This is a genomic window from Azoarcus sp. Soil_N_20 (assembly GCF_057656155.1).
On sequence record NZ_JBDGKX010000006.1, the window covers coordinates 136,243 to 154,376 of the forward strand.

Consider the following 18,134-nt stretch of genomic DNA (forward strand, 5'->3'; position numbering starts at 1 on the left):
GCACCATGACCACCCTGTTCGACCCGATCACCGCCGGCGACATCGCCCTCGCCAACCGCATCGCCATGGCCCCGCTGACCCGCAACCGCGCACCCCGTGCGGTGCCGTCCGCGATCACCGCCACCTACTATGCCCAGCGCGCCAGCGCCGGCCTGCTGATCACCGAAGCCACCGCGATCAGCCAGCAGGGGCAGGGCTATGCCCACGTGCCGGGTCTGTATGCGCCCGAGCAGCTTGCCGGCTGGAAGCGTGTCACCGATGCGGTGCATGCGGCCGGCGGCAAGATCGTGGTGCAGATGTGGCATGTCGGCCGCGTGTCCCACACCTCGCTGCAACCGGGCGGCGGTGCGCCGGTGGCGCCCTCGGCGATCACCGCGAAAACCAAGACCTACGTCATCAACCCTGACGGTAGCGGCGCCTTCGTGCCCACCTCGGCACCGCGCGCACTCGACATCGACGAACTGCCGGCCATCATCGAGGACTACCGGCGTGCCGCGCGTGCCGCGATCGACGCCGGCTTCGACGGCGTGGAGGTGCACGCCGCCAATGGTTACCTGATCGACCAGTTCCTGCGCTCGGGCAGCAACCATCGCACCGACGCCTATGGCGGCAGCATCGAAAACCGCGCCCGCCTGCTGGTCGAAGTGATGGCTGCGGTCAGCGCCGAAATCGGGGCCGGCCGTACCGCGATCCGGATCTCGCCGGTCACTCCGGCCAACGACGCCGCCGACCCCGATCCGCAGCCGCTGTTCACCCATGTCGTCGAGCAGCTTGCACGCTGGCCGCTCGCCTACGTGCACGTGATCGAGGGCGCCACCGGCGGCGCGCGCGACTTCCAGCAGGGCGACCAGCCTTTCGACTACGGGGCGCTGAAAGCCGCCTATGCCAGAGCCGGCGGCAAGGCGGCGTGGATGGTCAACAACGGCTACGACCGCAAACTGGCCGCAGCCGCCGTGGCCGAAGGACGCGCCGACCTCGTCGCCTTCGGCAAGGCCTTCATCTCCAACCCGGATCTGGTCACCCGCCTGCGCGAGGAAGCGCCGTTGAACCCGTTCGATACTTCCACGTTCTATGGTGGAGGCGAGAAAGGCTACATCGACTATCCGGCGCTGGCCTGATCGCGCATTCCAGCCCGGAAGCTCGCGGCCGCGCCTTGCGCGCAGGTGGGGGCAGGACCGATTCGATCACGCCGTGTCGCCGGCACTGCCCGCGCGGAAGGCGGTGACGCGGCCGGCATCAGCAAGGAACATGACCATGAAAACGGGCGATACCGCAGCCGAACCCACCCGCGCCGAACTCGACAGCCTGCCCGGCGCGGTCGTGGTCGAATTCGGCACCTCATGGTGCGGCTACTGCCGCGCCGCGCAGCCGCTGCTGGCGCCGGCCTTCGCCGCCCGGCCACAGGTCCGGCACATCAGGATCGAGGACGGTCCCGGCCGCCGTCCGGGGCGCAGCTACAAGGTCAAACTGTGGCCCACACTGGTCTTCCTCGCCGACGGCAAGGAGGTCGCCCGTCTGGTGCGACCGGGCGATCCGGCGCAGATCGACCATGCGTTCGCGGTGATGGCGTCGCACCTGCGGACGCCCTGAGCGCCGACGAAAGAGGGTGGCGGCCCGCGTGCCGGGGCGGAGGTGAACGCTCGCTTCCCCGATGCGGGCTGCGGTTTTCCTGCTGCAGGCGTAATCTGTGGAGCCGAGCGCGACCGCATCGATCGGGCCGGGCCGAGGAGGAGCAGCGATGAAACCGACAGCGCACCCGTTTGCGACAATCGTCCTGAGCGCCTTCCTGCTTGCGGCGCCCGCAGCGGCGTCGGCGTGGGACATGGCAGGAACCCGGACGGTGACGATGCACACCCGCGACGGCGAGGCCATCCGGATCGGCACCGTCACCTTCGAGCCCCGGGGCGAGCACACCGGCTTCGTGCTCCACCTCGACGACAAGCCGTTCAAGGACTTCTTCCTGTCGATGAAGGAGTTCAAGTGTCTCGAAGGCGCCGAAATCCAGTGTCACGTCCCCTATCCTTACCCCAATCCCTCGACCGTGACCCGCAGCGACCTGTCGTGGCTCGAACACGCGCTGCTGTTCCTGTACAAGGCGCCGTCGGATTTCGGCGCCCGCCTGTGGAACGGGCTCTATTACCGGATGGCGATCACCGACGAGGGGATCGTAGGTACCGCCGAAGCGGTGGATCTGAACCTGATTTCGGCGCCGCCCGCCGATGCTGCGGTGGCACCCTACGTGCCGGCCGAGCGCAGCGAGATTACACCCGGCAGCCGCTGGATCGGCAAGCTGACGATCCGCTAGGCAGCCCTGTCGATCGCACCATGAGTCGCTTTCGACGCTGCTTCCGGCAATGCGCCGCGCTCCTTGCCATGGTGGCCGTCGCGACCCTGTCCGCCCACGCCGGCGAGCTCGGCAAGGCCGACCTGGAACGGCGCTTCCCGCCGCCGTTGCAGGTCGGCGACAAGCTGAAAAATATTCCCGCGTGGCCGATCGGCAGCGAACTGGAGCCGGATGCGGGGCCGGTCGCCTACGCCTTCGAATCCATCGACCTGGCGCCCATCCCGGGCTTCGAGGGCACGCCGTTCAATGTGCTGATCGCGATCGATCGCAAGGGCACCTATCTGGGCGTGGAAGTGCTGCGCCAGCACGAACCGGTGTTCCTGAGTGGCCTCGGCGAGGTACCGCTGCACGAGTTCGTTCGTCAGTACGCGGGCAAGAGCCTGCTGCAGCAGATCAGCGTGGCCACCATTTACGGCAGCGCCAAGCGCACCGGCGACGACAAACGCGTGGTGCTCGACGGCGTGAGCAAGGCCACCGCGTCGATCCGCATCCTCAACCAGACCGTACTGACCTCCGCGCTGGCGGTGGCGCGCGCCGAGCTTGCGTTCGCCGCGCCGTCACAAGCGGGCCCGCCGGCGCAGGTCCGCGCCGAAGTGTTCGAGCGCCTCGACTTCGCGGCGCTGGTGCAAGGCGGCCATATCGGCCGCCTCAGTCTGCGCAACGATGAAGTCGAGCAGCGCTTTGCCGGCACCGACGGCGCCGGCCAGGATGCCGAGGGCCTGGCCGCCCCCGACCAGATCGGCGTCGACTTCTACGTCGCCTGGCTCAATGCGCCCACCATCGGCCGCGCGCTGCTCGGCGATGCGATGTATGCCTATCTGATGCGCAGCCTGGAGCCGGGGCAGCAGGCCTACTGGGTCGCCACCGCCGGGCGGACGGCGCTGGTGGACGCACACTTCGTCCGCGGCACGACACCACAGCGCCTGGCGCTGAGCCAGGACAAGGTGCCCTACGAGGCGCGCGATCTCGACCTCGATCTGGTCCCGCCCGCCGGCGCGCCGCGCTTCAACAGCTTGCTGGCGGTCCAGATCCCGCCCATGTCGGGACTCGATCCGGGCCAGGTTGCGCAGTTCGGGCTCACCCTCAGCCGTGCCCGTGGTGCGATCCTGCCGATCGTCACCGAGCGCACGGTGAGCCTCGACTATGTCCCGCCGGCCGCACTGCTGAGCTATCCGCCCAAGCCGCTGCCGGAATGGCTCATCGCCTGGCAGGACCGCGCCCGCGATCTCGCCATCATCGCCGCCGCCCTCGCACTGCTCGCGGTCGTCCTCGCCCGCCCGCGCTGGATCTCGATCAGCGCCCCGCGGCTGCGCGTCTTCCGCCTGTCCTTTCTCGCCTTCACCCTGGTTTTCATCGGCTGGTACGGCCAGGGGCAGCTCTCGGTGGTGCAGATCACCGGGGCGATCAAGTCGCTCAATGCCGGCCAGGGGCTGGGCAGTTTTCTCTACGATCCGATCTCGCTGCTGCTGATCGCGTTTACGGTGATTAGCTTCTTCGTCTGGGGGCGCGGTACCTTCTGTGGCTGGCTGTGCCCCTTCGGCGCGCTGCAGGAGTTCGTTGCCATCCTCGGGCGCCGACTCGGCGTGCGTGCGCGTCGCCTGCCCCTCCGACTGGCGCGCGTGCTCGATCGCGGGCGCTACTTCATTCTCGCCGCACTGGTGGTGGCTGCGCTGTGGGCGCCGCGCGCAGCCGAGCAACTGGTCGAGATCGAGCCGTTCAAGACCGCGATTACGGTCGGTTTCGACCGCAGCTGGCCCTTCGTCGCCTACACGGTGGCGATGCTGCTGATCAGCGCGGTGTATTACAAGTTCTTCTGCCGCTTCGTGTGCCCGCTCGGTGCGGCGATCACCCTCGGCGGCCGCCTGCGCATGCCCGCCTGGCTGGTGCGCCGCGCCGAATGCGGCCAGCCCTGCCAGACCTGCCGCCACCGCTGCGCCTACGATGCGATCGAACGCGACGGGACGATCGATTACGACAACTGCTTCCAGTGCCTCGACTGCGTCGGCATCTACCATGACGACACGCGCTGCGCGCCGCTGATCCTGTACCGGCGCAAGGGATGGAAGCTCGGGGAGGGCGGTCAGCGGCGTCCGGGCGCGCGCGCGGACGGGCAGGCACACGGCGTGGTCGGAACCACAGCCGTTGCGGCAAACGCCGGAGGCGCGCTCGGGATCAGCGGCTGACCCGGCTGGCCGCCCCGGTCGAGCCGGGGTTGGCGAGCCGGGTCAGCAGGCGCAGGGTCGGCAGACCGCCGCGCAGCAGCGCGCGATGGACCTGAACCAGCGCGGCGCCGGCCTGCAGCCGGGCCTGTGCTTCATGCACCGAGGCGATGCCGCCGACACTGATCAGGCACACCGCGGGGCCGAGCGCCGCGGCCAGTTCCGCCAGTCGGGCGCAGGCCAAACCCGCGGCACCTTCGGCCGACAGCAACAGGCCATCGGCGCCCGCATCGACGCAGCGGCGGGCGAGTTCGACCCGCCCGCGGTGCTCGAGCCACGCCGCCGGCAGCTTGGCCACCAGCGCCAGTCGGTGGCGGCGGGGCAGCCCCGCGCGTGCCTGCGCAAGCGCGGCCAGCAGAGCGGTGAAATGCGCAGCCGATGGGCAGTCACGCCCCGGATTCAGGGTCAGGTAGTCGGCCGCTCCGTGCCACGCGGTGAGGGCGTTCAGGACCGCCGTTTCCGCCTGCGACCAGTCGAGCGCCGGCGGCTTGACCAGACTGAGACCGCACCGCACCCCGTGGCGGTGCGCCCGCACTCGCGCCGGCGGGACGGTGGCGAGCGTCCACCGGCTGCCGATCTCGACCGCGCCCAGGCCCAGCCGCTCGCCGTGCGCGAGCAGGCGGCCGTGGCGGTCGAAGCCGGCTGCGAGCCCGAGTGGCGACGGAAACACCAGCCCCATGGTCCGCACCGGCTGCGGCAGCGGCGCCGCGCGTTCGCCCCGGTGCGCAGGAGCGCGCAGCAGAGCTTCGAGCGCCCAGCGGGTGCGCAGGGCGCGTGGCGTCAGTCGGGCGATCATGGTTTGTGCACGCGGCCCGGGGTGCTGCCGGTACGCCGGCCGCGCCGGGCAAAATCGCCGATGAATGCGACCAGCGCCTCGACCGCGGCATCGGGCAGACCGTGGTACAGGCTCACCCGGACGCCACCGCGCTGCGGATGGCCGCGCAGGTCGCGCAGCCCCGCTGCGTCCGCGGCGGCGATGAAGTCCTCGCAGCAGGTGGTGTCGGGCAGATCGAAGCAGGGATTGACCTGCGAGCGCCAGGCCGGCGCCACGCGCCGGGTGTAGAACCCGCCCGCGCCCGCATTCGCGTCGTCGATCGCCCCGTGCACGGCGGCACTGCGCTGCACGAGCCGGCTCGCCATCGCCGCCACCCCGCCCGCGTCCTCGATCCAGTGCAGCATGCGGTGGGCGACGAAGATCGGCAGCACCGGCGGCGTGCACAGGCGCGAATCGGCCGCGGCCTGCTCCGCGTAGTTCATCATGCGCGGGGTGTCGGCACGCGCGTGGCCGAGCAGGTCGCGGCGCACGACGATCACGGTGAGGCCGGGGGTGCCGATGGTCTTCTGGGTGCCGGCATAGACCACGCCCAGCCGGCTCCAGTCCAGCGGGCGGGTGAGGAAGTCGGAGGTCATGTCCGCCGCCAGTGCCAGATCGAGCTCGGGCAAGGCATGGAACTGCACGCCGTCGGCGGTCTCGTTGCTGGTGAAGTGGGCATAGGCAAAGCGCCGGCAGTCGATCGCGGACCCGTCCTCAAACCGGTCCGGATCGGTGCTGCGCACATCGTCTCCGTCCATCCGGCCGTCGGCGGCCAGGGCCAGCACGCGCACGTCGCCGTAGTGCCGCGCCTCGGCCAGCGCACGGCGCGACCAATACCCGCTGTCGATATAGAGTGCCCGGCCCGCTGCGCCGCTCCCCGCCGCCCTGTCGTCAGCGTCCGCGGCGTCCTCGCGGTGGCCCAGCAGGTTCATCGGCAGCAGCGCGAACTGGGCGCTGGCGCCGCCGCCCATGAACAGCACCGCGAAAGCCTCGGGGATCGCCAGCAGGCGGCGCAGACAGGCTTCGGTTTCCGCCTGCAGGCTGCGGAAGGCGGCGGTGGTGAAGGGCAGGCTCAGGATCGAGCCCGGTCCTGGCCGACACGCGGCGGCGACCTCGTTCGCGACCACCCCCGGCAGCGCGCCGGCCGCAGCGGAAAAGCTGAATCCGGGTGCCGCCTGCCAGGCGGCGAAGGGTTCAGGAAAAGAGCGCGCCGGCATGCGCGCCCAGGCCCATGAAGAACAGCACCGGAATCGACAGCAGGGTGTTGACCCGCGCCGACAGGAAGGTGATGCGCGAGGCGCGCAGGCGCTCGTCGAGCGGGGCGGGCACGAAGCCCAGCACCCGCTTCTGGTACGGCCACAGCACGAACCATAGATTGCACACCATCAGCGCCGCGATCCAGATCCCGATCCCGAGCGGCGCCAGGCTGCCGTGCAGGCTCAGGGCCTCGAACAGCCAGCCGCGTTGCCACAGGATGAATAGCCCGCTGCCCAGCGTCAGCAGCGAGGCGTAGCGGAAGGTGCCGTGCTCGCGCTGCATGAGCGCGCGCTGGCGCGGGCTGTCCGGGTCGCTCAGGTCGGCCGCATTCAGGGCCACGTAGCGCGAGCGGGTGACCGCGGTGGCGTAGTTGTGGCCGATCCACACCAGCGCGCCGGCAAAGTGGAACCAGCGTGCAATCGCTTCGAGCACCATGTTTTCCATCATCGCGCCCTCAGCCGGCGAGCCGCAGCAGCAGCGCGAGCATGGCGGTAAGGGCCACGCCGAGGAGCACGGTGGTGAGCGAGGAATCGAGGATCCTACTCATCGCGCTCGAACTCCATGCGTGCCCACGAATTGTGGTCGTTGCGCATCACCAGCGGCTGCAGCCGGGCCGCGGGCGCTTGCGCGCGGGCAATGGCGTCACTGACCAGGTGATGCTGCGGCGAGCGCGCACAGGCAGGGTCGGTGTTGCAGGCGTCGCCGGTGAGGAGGAAGGCCTGGCAGCGGCAGCCGCCGAAGTCCTGTTCCTTCTCCGGGCACGAGCGGCACGGCTCGCGCATCCACTCGTCGCCGCGGAACTTGCGGAAGGTGGGCGATTCGTTCCACAGCCAGGCGAGGCTTTGCTCGCGCACCGAAGGGAATTCCAGGCCTTCGATGACGCGCGCCTCCTGGCACGGCATCGCCGCGCCGTCGGGCGCGATGGTGAGGTGGATCGAGCCCCAGCCGTTCATGCACGCCTTGGGACGGCCCTCGAAGTAGTCGGGGATGACGAAGTAGATCGTCATCCGCTCGCCCAGACGCGCGCGCGCCGCCTGGACCGCGCGTTCGGCGGCGTCGAGCTGGTCGCGGGTGGGCAGCAGCGCGTCGCGGTTGATCAACGCCCAGTTGTAATACTGGATGTTGGCGAACTCGAGGTAGTCGACACCGATGTGCTCCGCCAGCGCGAGGATGTCCTCGACCTGGTCGATGTTGTGGCGGAACACCGGGACGTTGAGCACCATCGGGAAGCCGTGGGCCTTGATCAGGTGGGCGACCTTGACCTTGAGGTCGAACACGCGCGCGCCGACCAGGCGGTCGGTGAGCTCGCGCTCGCTGGACTGGAGCGAGAGCTGGATCTGGTTGAGGCCGGCCTGCTTCAGCGCGACCAGGCGCTCGTCGGACAGGCCCACGCCGGAGGTGATCAGGTTGGTGTAATAGCCCAGCGCGCTGGCATCGGCGACCAGTTCCTCGAGGTCGTCGCGCAGCAGCGGTTCGCCGCCGGTGAAGCCGAGCTGCACCGCGCCGAGTTCGCGGCCCTCGCGCAGCACGCGCTTCCATTCCGCGGTGGACAGCTCTTCGTCTTCACGACGGGTGTAATCGACCGGGTTGCTGCACCACGGGCACTTCAGCGGACAACGATAGGTCAGTTCGAGCACCAGCCACAGCGGCTTGCCCTGACCGTCAAGCCTGACGACGGATCCATCCTTTGGCACGGAACACCTCCACGAACTTGTAAACGCCGTCGGCGACGCGATCGTCATCGCCCGGATAGCGTTGCTGCAACTCGGCCGCCAGCTCGCCGACCGTACGCTGGCCATCGCAGCGCGCGATGATGTCGGCAGCGGTCGGATTGAGCTTGACGATGCCCTCGGGGTAAAGCAGGACGTGGGCGTCCTGGGTGGGTTCCCAGCGGAACAGGTACATCGGATTGAGGGCGTAGCGCTCGCCGGCGGCGGGGCGGCTGGTCTCGGTCATGCGGCGGACTCCTTGCTGCGGCCGGAGCGGCGTGCGCCGCCCCGGCCACAGTGCATGTGCTCAGCGAACGTAGACGTAGGCGGTCACTTCGAAGCCGAGACGGATGTCGCAATACGCGGGGTCGGTCCACTGCATGGTAGGGCTCCTCGAGGATGATGGAATGCGAACCGGCCAGGTGACCGGTCCGGAACCATTCTCCCCGCGTGGGCCCGTCGGCCGGAACCGTAAAATCAGCGTTCAGGCATCAGCAGGATCATGAGCCGGCAGCGGCGAAAATCATGATTCGTGTGCCGCGTTCCGGATTTTTGATATGGGTTAAGGCAGGATCGGCCGGACCTTGCCGATCTGGGCGAGCAGCGCGCTGCCGGCCGCGTCGGCCTGCCCCTGCCAGCGATCGAAATGCAGCAGCTGGTCGAGCGCCATGCGCGGCAGCCAGCCGGCGGCCTCGAGCTCGGGTCGGGCATGGAAGTGGCTGACGTAGCCGATGCACAGGTAGGCCACCGGGATGATCTCGGGCGGGATGCCGAGCGCCTCGCGCAGCGCCTGCTGCTCGAAGATGCTGACCCAGCCCACCCCCAGGCCTTCCGCGCGCGCGGCCAGCCACAGGTTCTGCACCGCGCACACCGAGCTGTAGACGTCCATCGCCGCGATGTGGGTGCGGCCGACCACGACCGGGCCGTTGCGGCTGCGGTCGCAGGTGATGCACAGGTTGATCGGCGCCTCGAGAATGCCTTCGAGCTTGAGCTTGCGGTAGGTGCTGCGCTTGTCCTCGTCGAACATCAACTCGGCCTCGGCATGCGCCGCGCGAAAGGCCTGGTTGACCCTGCCCTTGATCTCGGGCGAACGCACCACGATGAAATCCCACGGCTGCATGAAGCCGACCGAGGGCGCATGGTGGGCGGCGGTCAGCACTCGCGCGAGGACCTCGTCGGGCACCGGATCGGGCAGGAACTGGCCGCGGACGTCGCGACGGGTGTGGATCGCGCGGTACACCGCGTCACGCTCCGCGGTGCTGAAGCCGGGGTTGCTCTGGATGGTTTGTTGCGGGTCTTGCCGTGGGCTGCTCATGAAGTATTCCCCTTGTCGTCGAGCAGTGGGCAGCGGCCGACCAGGCCGTTGCGGAAACGCTTCGAGGCCGGTCTTCCGACTCAGGATCATTTCGTCCGGACGCCTTCCCGGTCTCGCGGACCAGTGGCTGGGCACAAGCTTGCCCGGACAATCCCCATCACGGCGCTGGGCACGTGGCGGAATCTCACCGCCTTCCCGATTCTCCCGCGCGCAGGGCGCGGGCACCTCGAAGCAGAAAACGCGTGATTCTACGGGATCGGCGGCGGCACCGGCAGCTGCCGCCCTCCCGTCGCGGGTGTGCCGGCGCACAGACCCGACTCCGCAGCCCAGGTCGCGCAAGCGCAGCAGGCCGTCGCGGTCGGGAATGGTCGCGCAGCGACGGCCGATGGTGATCGGGCCGGCGCCGCCCAATGTACTCGTGCGCACAGAGGCCGCGCGCAATCGGGAACACACTGTTGATAACGATCCTGCTTGATGGCCCCGCTCCGCGGCGCCGGCAGTGTCGATGCTGATGGGTGCATGCAGGTGGACCAGCCAGGACGACTCGAGCTGGCCAGCCCGTGCCGTTCGGTTCAGTTGCGGACCGTCCGGCGAGCACGGCCCGATCCAGCATAAAGAGCAGGAGCTTGCCATGCACACGATCATTTGTTTCAAGACAGCGCTCGCCCTCGCGCTCGTCGCCGCCCTTGGCGGGTGCACCAACATGGGGTTGCCCGGAAGCGCCGCCGGCACTGGTGTCGGTACTCAGTCCTACCCGGTCACCGAGAACGTATCATCGTCCAACATCTACTCCGGCTATGGCGTGCTGCAGGCGATCGAGCGGGTCCAGCAGCCGGTCACGAGCGCGAACACGGGTATCGGCGGCAGCTCGATCGGCCTTGGTACCGTGGCGGGGGCCGTGGTCGGGGGGCTCGTCGGCAACCAGGTCGGAGGAGGCTCCGGCAAGACGATCGCCACGGTTGTCGGTGTCGCCGGCGGTGCCTACGCCGGTCACGTCCTCGAGAACCGGAACCGGAACGCTCCGGCACAGACCGTGAGCGACGACTACCGGTTCACCGTTCGCATGGAACAGGGCGCCCATCAGGTGCTGACGCAAGGGATGACTGCCGATTTCCGCGTCGGCGACCGGGTATACATCGACAACGCAGGGGTTCTGCGCCGGTACTGATCCCTCGCTTCGATCCGGAGGGACGGGCACGGTCGCAACTTCGTCACAGCGGGGCAACTGCGGCCTCGGGCTCCTTCCTCCCCTTGGAGGGGGAGGGACAAGGTGCCGACCCAGACTTCACGTCTCTCATTGCCGGTTTAATAGGTGCGCGCCAGCAGTGCGTCGAAGCCCGGGTAGTTGGCGCGGGTCAGGGCGTACTTCTCGGCGCTCGCAGTGCGCGAGGCGCCGGACTCGAGGGCGTCGATGAAGGCTGCACGGTCGGTCACCCAGCTGCCACCGACAAAGGTGACGCCGCGGGCAAACAGCGCATCGGGCAGGCAGCCGGCACTGGGGCCGATCATCGCGATCCAGCGTGCGTCGCGGCAACAGGCCAGCATGCGGTCCAGGGTGTCGTTGAGCAGCAGCGTGCTGGTCGAGATCACCTTGGTGCAGCCGGCGAGTTCGGCGGCATCCGTGGTGACCCGGTAGCCCGCGTGTTCCCCGGCGAGTTCGGCCTTGAGTTCGACCACGGTCAGCTTTGCGCCCGAGTCCAGGATGCGCCCGAGCAAAGGCATGAACAGGCCGATCATGCCGATCGACTCGCCGGCCTGCGGTTGCAGCTGGCCGATGGAGTCGGCGCTGTTGTCGGGGCGGAAGCCGGCGCGGTCGTACAGGCAGCGGGTCAGGGCATTGGCCGCGGCGAAGCCGATGGTCTTGTCGATGCCGGTGCCGCCGGCGTAACGTCGCGCCACTTCCAGCGCGTCGGCGCCGGCCAGTGCCGCGGGGTGGGCCGTGTCATGCAGGCGGGCGAGGGTGTCGTCGAGCAGCACGTAGGACAGGCCGAGCGCGCCGTCGTCCAGTTCCACGGCGCAGAACTCGCCCCGATTGTCGGCGTTGGGCTGCGCCGGCGGCAGATGAAGGGCACGGATGCGAGGCAGCGGGCCGCGGGCGGCAAACCGTTCGAGCTGGGCGAGGTAGTCGGTGGAAAAACTCATGGATGCTCCTGGTCGGGGCAATGCTCGCCGCGGTGCAAACCGGCGCGCACGGCCGCCGAGGCGGTGTCGCCGGACACGGTGGATCGCCGGTTTTCCGGGCTGCGCAGTGCGCCGGGGAAGTACATCGCGGTCAGGCTCTTCGAATGCACCGGCGAGTCGGCATCGATGCTGCCGTAACGGCGCCAGTCGCGCACCCACAGGATGTCGTCCGCCACCTCGAGCAGGCCGACCGTCTCGCGGTCACCGATCAGAATGCCCTGCACGCGCAAACCCAGTTCGGTCTTGGCCCGTTCCAGCCGTGCAACCACGTCCCGGGTAGCGCCGAACTCGCCGTCCGAGGCCAGCAACAGGTCGGCCAGTTGCCAGCGCGTGTCCTCGAGTTTTTCGATCGCCCTGTCGAGCGGGCCGCAGATGTCGGTGCCACCGCTGAAAGTCTGGCCGAGGAAGCGGATCAGGCGTTCGATACCGTCGGCGTCGACGCCCAGTTCCATCTCCACCACTTCGTCGGGGCCGCCAAACGTGAACACGTGACACGGCCGCTGCTGCGCGTGGGCGGTGCGCACGGCTTCGAGGACGGTCGCCTTTGCGACCGCCTCGGCGCCGCCCTGCATGGAACCCGAGGTGTCGACACACACCATGATCGGTCCCATCTCCAGGCGCTTGTCCGGTTCCGGTTGCGGATGCGGTCGCCACACGGGTGCCTGGTGCAGATGCACTTCCTCCATCCGGTCGTCGTCCTCATAGGCGAGCAGGGTCCGTTCGGCGCGGCGGGCATGCCACACCAGGCGCAGACGGGGATGGCCAAGGAGCATGGCCTCGGCCGGCAGCATGCGGGCGATGCGGTCGGAGCGCTTGATGCCGCGCGTCTCGCCCGGCATGTCGGGCACGTGCACGGTGCGCGCCTCCGGGCGCTGCGCAACGGCCTGCTCCATGACCTGTACGCGGTGCTGGCTGGCGGCGTCGGGCTCATCCGCCCGCCGGCTGCGGCCCAGGCCGCGGATCAGCCGGCCCAGTTCGGGCAGGCGCTCGAGCAGGCGGCGGATGCGCACCACCTCCTGCCAGCCCTCGCTGCGCAGCAGTCCGCAGATCATGTCCCAGCGCGTGTTCTTGCTCCCTTCGGGCAGCATGCCGAAGACCTCGACCAGCTCGTCGATCTGGCCGCAGCGCGTCTTCCAGTCGGCGGCGAAGGCCTCCAGTGCCATGTTTGCCGCCTCGTCAGCGTTGGCGCCGCGGTCGCGATAGTCGACGATCAGGTCGAGGTGGAACAGCACGCTCATAAGGACGGTAACGCTCAGCTCCTGCTGGTCCCGGCAGTAGGCGGGCAGGCCCAGGCCGTTCATGGTCCCGGCCAGGGCGGCGGCGAGGGCAGGCGGCGGCCACGGCCAGTCGCCGACCGGCCGCAGGCCGCCGTCGAGCAAGCCCTGGTAAAGCAGCGCCAGCCCGTGCAGACGCGGTTCGAGCTCGCCCTGCGCATTGGTCATGCCGCCCAGCCACAGCTTGCGCGACAAGTCGTCGAGGGCGGCCAGACGCAGCTCGCGGGCTTCGAACAGCAGCGAACCGGGGGAAACCATCTTCAGTCACCGTCGAGGACGGGGTGGGGCACCGGCTCCGGCGCGTCGCCGCGGTCCTCGTGTGCGGGCAAGGGCGGCAGCCGGGTGTAGCCTTCGCGCGCCACCGCCACGCGCCGCCGCAGGCCGGCGAGCACCGTGGCCAGGGCGGCCAGATTGGCGTCGACGCGGTCGGCAAGCGCGGCGTCCAGCCACAGGCTGGACGCACGGTAGGCGGCGAGACCGTTGCGCCGGGCGGCCAACTCGTCGGCATAGCCGTCGATGCGCGTGATCAGCTCGTCGATCTGGCCGGTGCGGGCGGCGATGTGACGGGCGCCATAGCGGCGCTGGCGGCTGTAGCTCATGCGCAGTGCGCTGGCACCGCCCTTGGCGTCGCCGATCTCGCCGGCCAGTTCGCTAGCGGAGAAGCGCAGACGACCGGCTTCGTCGTAGTCGAGGTCGTTGGCTTTCTGCTCGGCGTCGAGCTGGGCCTCGAAGGCCTCGACCACCCGGGTCAGACGCTGCGGCGCAAGCGCCGCACGCACGCCGAGGCGCGCCTGCAGCCAGTCGCCGACGGCGGCCTGGCGCGGTGCATCGGGGGCGGTACAGCACGGTAGCAGCAGCACGTCCCACAGGGTCACGATGTCGCGCCCCTCGCACGCGGCGGCCACGCGCAGCAACCACACCGCCTTGACCCAGCGCCGGTCGGAAACATAAATCTGTTCAGTCGCAAAATGGGCGCGCAGTTCACCGAGGATCGAGGCCACCTCGGCGGGCAGCACAACCTGCCGTGCCAGCTCGCCCAGGGCGGCAAGATCGCCGGCGTCCAGGCGCAGCTCGGCCGACGGCGCGACCCAGCCGGCCCAGGCGTCGGTCTCGAGCAGGCGGCCGAAACCGGCGGCGCTCACCGGTTCGACCGGCACCCGCACCAGGAAGCGATCGAAAAAGGCTTCCGCCACTTCGTCTTCCGGCACTTCATTGGTGGCGCCGATGGCACTGATCAGCGGACAGCGCTGGCGGCCGGCGCCGTTGTCGAACTCGCGTTCGTTGAGCAGGGTCAGCAGCGCGTTGAGAATGGCGCTGTTGGCCTTGAATACCTCGTCGATGAACGCGACCGAGGCATCGGGCAGGAAACCGGCGGTATGGCGCTCGTAGCGATCGTCTTCGAGGGCCTTGATCGACAGCGGCCCGAACAGCTCCTCCGGTACCGAAAACCGGGTCAGCAGGCGCTCGAAATAGCGTGCGTCGCCGAACACCGCATGCAGGCGCCGGGCCAGCTCGCTCTTGGCGGTGCCGGGGGGACCGATCAGCAGGCTGTGCTCGCCGGCCAGGGCCGCGAGCAGGATCAGGCGCACCACCCGACGGCGCTCCACCAGGCCGCGCTCCAGGGTGTCGACCAGGAGCGACAAACGGGCGTGGATGCCGTGCGGAGACCGACGATCAGATTGATCCATCGCGGCATCCTAGCACTCGGTCGGCGTCTAGACTTTGATCGGCCCTAAAAGACGGTCGAGCAGAAGTCACTGACCGTGGAAACGGCAGGCGCGTCCTCCGCCGCGCTGTTGTCGACGTGCCCCCGGATGCTCGTGCAGGCATCGGCAGTCATGACCATGGCCCGCACCATCCACGCCATCGTCAACGCGGTCGTGCTGCGGAACCCGGCTGCCGGAAGCGTCCCGAGGACCGCGGCGGGATCCTGCGCTGCCGGTGAATGACGCCGGCTCCGCCGGATTCATGCCTCGAGCACGATCGTTACCCGCTTGTTGCGCTTGCCCTCGGAACGGATCTTCACCACGCGCGCGATGCCGATCTCGCCGGTTCGGCGCAGATGCGTACCGCCACAGGGCTGCAGATCCACTTCGGCCACCTGGATGGTGCGCACCGAGCCCTGCCCGCGTGGCGGCTGCACCGACATGGTCTTGACCAGACCGGGGTTGGCATCGAGCTCGGCATCGGTGATCGCGCCGATATCCACCGGCAGGTCACGGGCGATCAGTGCGTTGAGCGCAGCTTCGATCTCGTCCGCGGCGAGTTTTTCCATCTCGATGTCGAAGTCCAGATGTGCCTTGTCCTCGGCCATGCGTCCGCCCGTGACCGGCGCGCCGACCACCGCGCACAGCAGGTGCAGGCAGGTGTGGTAGCGCATCAGCAGGTGACGGCGGGCCCAGTCGATCTCGGCCGTGACGCGCGCGCCGGTTGCCGGTGGGAGCGAGCCTTCGGCGAGCCGGTGCACGACCGCGCCGCCGTCGCCCCTGACGGTATCGACCACGGTCAGGCGGCTGCCGTCCTCCAGTACGAGTACCCCGCGGTCGCCGGGTTGTCCGCCGCCGGCAGGGTAGAACACGGTGCGATCCAGTTCCACGCCGGCGGCGTCGGCGCCTGTCACCACGGATTCGCAGCTCCGGGCATAACTGTCGTCATGAAAGATTGGTGTACTCACGGGAGCTCCTGGTGGTCGATTGGTCATGAGACCTTGCGTTCGATCATGGTGCCGGCATGGGGCCGGGCACCATGCCGACGGCTTCAATGGGTGACGGTCATCCCCGATCCGCGACTCGTGCACGGGCGTCGTCACGGGTGCCCGGCGCGTTCGCGATAAAGTGCAAAATGAATTGAAGAATGCCTTTGGGCTATCTATGGTTCTGTTGTACCTGAAGCATCGACAGGAGGAAACATGAATCGTGATAGCCGCGCGCGTTGTGCGCACCTTGCGGGCAACCGCCTGCAGATCGCAGGGGCGATACTCGTCAGCAGCCTGCTGTTCGGTTTCGGCGGCCACGACTTCCGGCCGCCCGGTCTGGGCGAGATCATCGTCACGCGTCATGCGAACGGCGACGACCTGCTGACCGCGGGGCTGGGACGTACCGGACTTGCCTCGCCCGACTTGCCGCCGATTGCCGATCCGGCCGCACCGACCCCGGCCGAACTCCGCCGGCGCGCGATCCACACCAACTACCGGGCACTGATCGACACCACGAGCAACGGCGGCTACGGCCGTCTGTACGGACCCAACATCGATCTCGCCGGCAACGACACCCTGGGTGAAGGGTTGATTCCCGGCACCGAGTATCTCGCCTTCGTCAGGAATGTGTACGGTGTACGCAATGTCACCGTGATGGTGCAGGTGCCCGACAGCTTCGATGTGGCGCGCCCGTGCATCGTTGCCGGCCCGTCCAGCGGTTCGCGCGGCGTGTATGGCGCCATCGGCGTCACCGGCGAATGGGCGCTCAAGCGTGGCTGCGCGGTGGCGTATACCGACAAGGGCACCGGCGCGGGGGGGCACGAACTCGAAACCAACCTGGTGACTCGCATCGACGGCACGCTGGCGGACGCGGCCACGGTCGGCAAGGACGCCCTGTTCGCGGCCAGGCTGAGCGCTGCAGAACGCACTGCCTACCTGGCCGGGCACCCCGACCGTTATGCGATGAAACATGCCCACTCCGGCGACAACCCCGAGCGCGTCTGGGGGCGCGCGACCCTGCATTCGATCGAGTTCGCGTTCCATGTGCTCAACGCCCACCACAACGGTGGTCAGCCGGCCGGGCGCGGCCGGCATCGGGCGGCGATCCATCCCGACAACACCGTCGTCATCGCCGCCAGCGTTTCCAACGGTGGCGGCGCGAGCATTGCGGCGGCGGAGCAGGACCGTGCCGGGCTGATCGACGCGGTGGTGGTGGTCGAGCCCCAGATCAATCTCGAACCTGCCCGGCACGTGCGCGTGATGCGTGGCGGCACGCTCGTGCCCGACGCCGGTCGGCCGCTCTACGACTACACCACCTATGCCAACCTGCTGCAGCCCTGCGCCGCCATTGCGCCATCGAACGCGGACAGCCCGCTGCTGACGCTGATCGTCCCCGCGCTCGCCGAGAATCGCTGCCGGGCGCTGGCCAACGCCGGCCTGGTCGAGGGCGCGACCGCCGCGGCGCAGGCCGAGGATGCGCGCAATCGGCTGGTGGCGTATGGGTGGGAGGCGGACAGCGCGCTGCTGCACGCGTCCCATTTCGCGCTGGCGACCCCGGCGGTGAGCGTGACCTATGCCAACGCCTACGCCCAGGCGCGGGTGGTCGACGATCTGTGCGGATATTCCATGGGCACCACCAATGCGACCAGCGGACTGCCGGCGCCCCCGGTGACCAGCCCCATGCCCACCCTGTGGGCGAGCAACAACGGCGTCCCGCCGTCGACCGGCATCAACCTGATTGCCGAACGGGCGGCCAACGGGCCGATCCGCGAGGCGCTCGCGGTCTCGGCATCGACCGGTCTGGCCGACTACTACTGGGACGGCGCGGCCTGCCTGCGTGCACTGGCGGACGAACGCAGGGTGACCAAGGCAATTGCCCGGGCATGGGTGACGGGCGACCTCGACGGTCGGCCGGCCCTCATCGTGCACGGCCGCTCGGACACGCTGGTGCCGGTGAACCACACGTCGCGGCCCTACCTGGGCCTCAACAGCCTTCGCGAGGGCGGGCGCAGTCGCCTGTCCTACATCGAGGTCACCAACGGTCAGCACTTCGACGCATTCCTGCCGCTGGCGGGCTACGACACGCGCCTGCTTCCGCTGCACTACTACGGCGGCCAGGCGCTCGACCTGATGTGGGCGCATCTCGTCGACGGCGTTCCGTTGCCGCCTTCGCAGGTCGTTCGTACCGTGCCGCGCGGTGGCACCCCGGGAGCCGCCCCAGCGGTGACCACGGCCAATCTGCCGGCGATTGCTGCGGCTCCGGCCGGTGCGGATCTGATCACGGTGCAGCGGGGCACGGTGCAGGTGCCGGACTGATCAGTGCCCC

17 protein-coding genes and 1 riboswitch are annotated in these 18,134 nt (G+C 69.2%); of the genes, 6 read left to right on the plus strand and 11 right to left on the minus strand.

The window, feature by feature from the left end:
• The first annotated feature begins 5 nt into the window (after positions 1-5).
• The 4 genes from AC3A35_RS13740 (at position 6) to AC3A35_RS13755 (ending at position 4,527) form a co-directional block, all read left to right on the plus strand.
• A complete protein-coding gene (locus AC3A35_RS13740) occupies positions 6-1,118 on the plus strand; it encodes an alkene reductase (RefSeq protein ID WP_487436690.1) in 1,113 nt (370 codons plus the stop codon).
• A gap of 136 nt (positions 1,119-1,254) precedes the next feature.
• Complete coding sequence (locus AC3A35_RS13745; protein ID WP_487436691.1) at positions 1,255-1,590, plus strand: thioredoxin family protein; 336 nt, start codon at positions 1,255-1,257, stop codon at positions 1,588-1,590.
• Positions 1,591-1,738: 148 nt separating this feature from the next.
• Positions 1,739-2,305: a hypothetical protein gene (locus tag AC3A35_RS13750; protein ID WP_487436693.1), complete on the plus strand. Its 567-nt coding sequence runs from the start codon at positions 1,739-1,741 to the stop codon at positions 2,303-2,305.
• A gap of 20 nt (positions 2,306-2,325) precedes the next feature.
• Positions 2,326-4,527 (plus strand): 4Fe-4S binding protein, encoded by a 2,202-nt coding sequence (locus tag AC3A35_RS13755; protein WP_487436694.1) that lies wholly within the window; start codon positions 2,326-2,328, stop codon positions 4,525-4,527.
• Here AC3A35_RS13755 and AC3A35_RS13760 read toward each other — a convergent pair.
• The 7 genes from AC3A35_RS13760 to bluB form a co-directional block, all read right to left on the minus strand.
• Positions 4,517-5,359 (minus strand): dihydroorotate dehydrogenase, encoded by an 843-nt coding sequence (locus tag AC3A35_RS13760; RefSeq protein WP_487436695.1) that lies wholly within the window; start codon positions 5,357-5,359, stop codon positions 4,517-4,519. The two genes, AC3A35_RS13755 and AC3A35_RS13760, sit on opposite strands and share 11 nt — an antisense overlap.
• Complete coding sequence (serC, locus tag AC3A35_RS13765; RefSeq protein ID WP_487436696.1) at positions 5,356-6,594, minus strand: 3-phosphoserine/phosphohydroxythreonine transaminase; 1,239 nt, start codon at positions 6,592-6,594, stop codon at positions 5,356-5,358. Before serC ends, AC3A35_RS13760 begins: the two co-directional genes overlap by 4 nt.
• Positions 6,572-7,081 (minus strand): hypothetical protein, encoded by a 510-nt coding sequence (locus tag AC3A35_RS13770; protein WP_487436697.1) that lies wholly within the window; start codon positions 7,079-7,081, stop codon positions 6,572-6,574. The genes serC and AC3A35_RS13770 overlap by 23 nt, the downstream gene beginning before the upstream one ends.
• Before the next feature lie 92 nt (positions 7,082-7,173).
• Entirely contained in the window at positions 7,174-8,328 is a 1,155-nt protein-coding gene (gene pqqE / locus AC3A35_RS13775) for a pyrroloquinoline quinone biosynthesis protein PqqE (RefSeq protein ID WP_487436698.1), read from the minus strand.
• Complete coding sequence (gene pqqD, locus AC3A35_RS13780; RefSeq protein ID WP_487436699.1) at positions 8,297-8,590, minus strand: pyrroloquinoline quinone biosynthesis peptide chaperone PqqD; 294 nt, start codon at positions 8,588-8,590, stop codon at positions 8,297-8,299. Before pqqD ends, pqqE begins: the two co-directional genes overlap by 32 nt.
• Positions 8,591-8,650: 60 nt before the next feature.
• On the minus strand, positions 8,651-8,725 hold the full coding sequence (gene pqqA / locus AC3A35_RS13785) for a pyrroloquinoline quinone precursor peptide PqqA (protein WP_002924740.1): 75 nt from the start codon (positions 8,723-8,725) through the stop codon (positions 8,651-8,653).
• Positions 8,726-8,905: 180 nt separating this feature from the next.
• Complete coding sequence (gene bluB, locus AC3A35_RS13790) at positions 8,906-9,658, minus strand: 5,6-dimethylbenzimidazole synthase (RefSeq protein ID WP_487436700.1); 753 nt, start codon at positions 9,656-9,658, stop codon at positions 8,906-8,908.
• Positions 9,659-9,706: 48 nt separating this feature from the next.
• A riboswitch (cobalamin riboswitch) is annotated at positions 9,707-9,902 on the minus strand.
• 387 nt (positions 9,903-10,289) lie between these two features.
• On the opposite strand from bluB, the gene AC3A35_RS13795 reads away from it, so the two are divergent.
• Positions 10,290-10,826, plus strand: coding sequence for an outer membrane lipoprotein (locus tag AC3A35_RS13795; RefSeq protein WP_487436701.1), 537 nt, complete (start codon positions 10,290-10,292; stop codon positions 10,824-10,826).
• Between the two features lie 137 nt (positions 10,827-10,963).
• Here AC3A35_RS13795 and AC3A35_RS13800 read toward each other — a convergent pair whose 3' ends face one another.
• The 4 genes from AC3A35_RS13800 to AC3A35_RS13815 form a co-directional block, all read right to left on the minus strand.
• On the minus strand, positions 10,964-11,800 hold the full coding sequence (locus AC3A35_RS13800) for a Rossmann-like domain-containing protein (RefSeq protein ID WP_487436702.1): 837 nt from the start codon (positions 11,798-11,800) through the stop codon (positions 10,964-10,966).
• Positions 11,797-13,371, minus strand: coding sequence for a VWA domain-containing protein (locus tag AC3A35_RS13805; RefSeq protein WP_487436703.1), 1,575 nt, complete (start codon positions 13,369-13,371; stop codon positions 11,797-11,799). The genes AC3A35_RS13800 and AC3A35_RS13805 overlap by 4 nt, the downstream gene beginning before the upstream one ends.
• Before the next feature lie 2 nt (positions 13,372-13,373).
• Positions 13,374-14,801 carry an AAA family ATPase gene (locus AC3A35_RS13810; RefSeq protein ID WP_487436704.1) on the minus strand — a complete coding sequence of 476 codons (1,428 nt, stop codon included), beginning with the start codon at positions 14,799-14,801 and terminating at the stop codon, positions 13,374-13,376.
• Positions 14,802-15,079: 278 nt separating this feature from the next.
• The gene (locus AC3A35_RS13815) at positions 15,080-15,787 is read right to left on the minus strand and encodes an alanyl-tRNA editing protein (RefSeq protein WP_487436705.1); all 708 of its coding nucleotides are present in this window, start codon (positions 15,785-15,787) and stop codon (positions 15,080-15,082) included.
• Between the two features lie 234 nt (positions 15,788-16,021).
• On the opposite strand from AC3A35_RS13815, the gene AC3A35_RS13820 reads away from it, so the two are divergent.
• On the plus strand, positions 16,022-18,124 hold the full coding sequence (locus AC3A35_RS13820; RefSeq protein ID WP_487436706.1) for a 3-hydroxybutyrate oligomer hydrolase family protein: 2,103 nt from the start codon (positions 16,022-16,024) through the stop codon (positions 18,122-18,124).
• Positions 18,125-18,134: the final 10 nt, after the last annotated feature.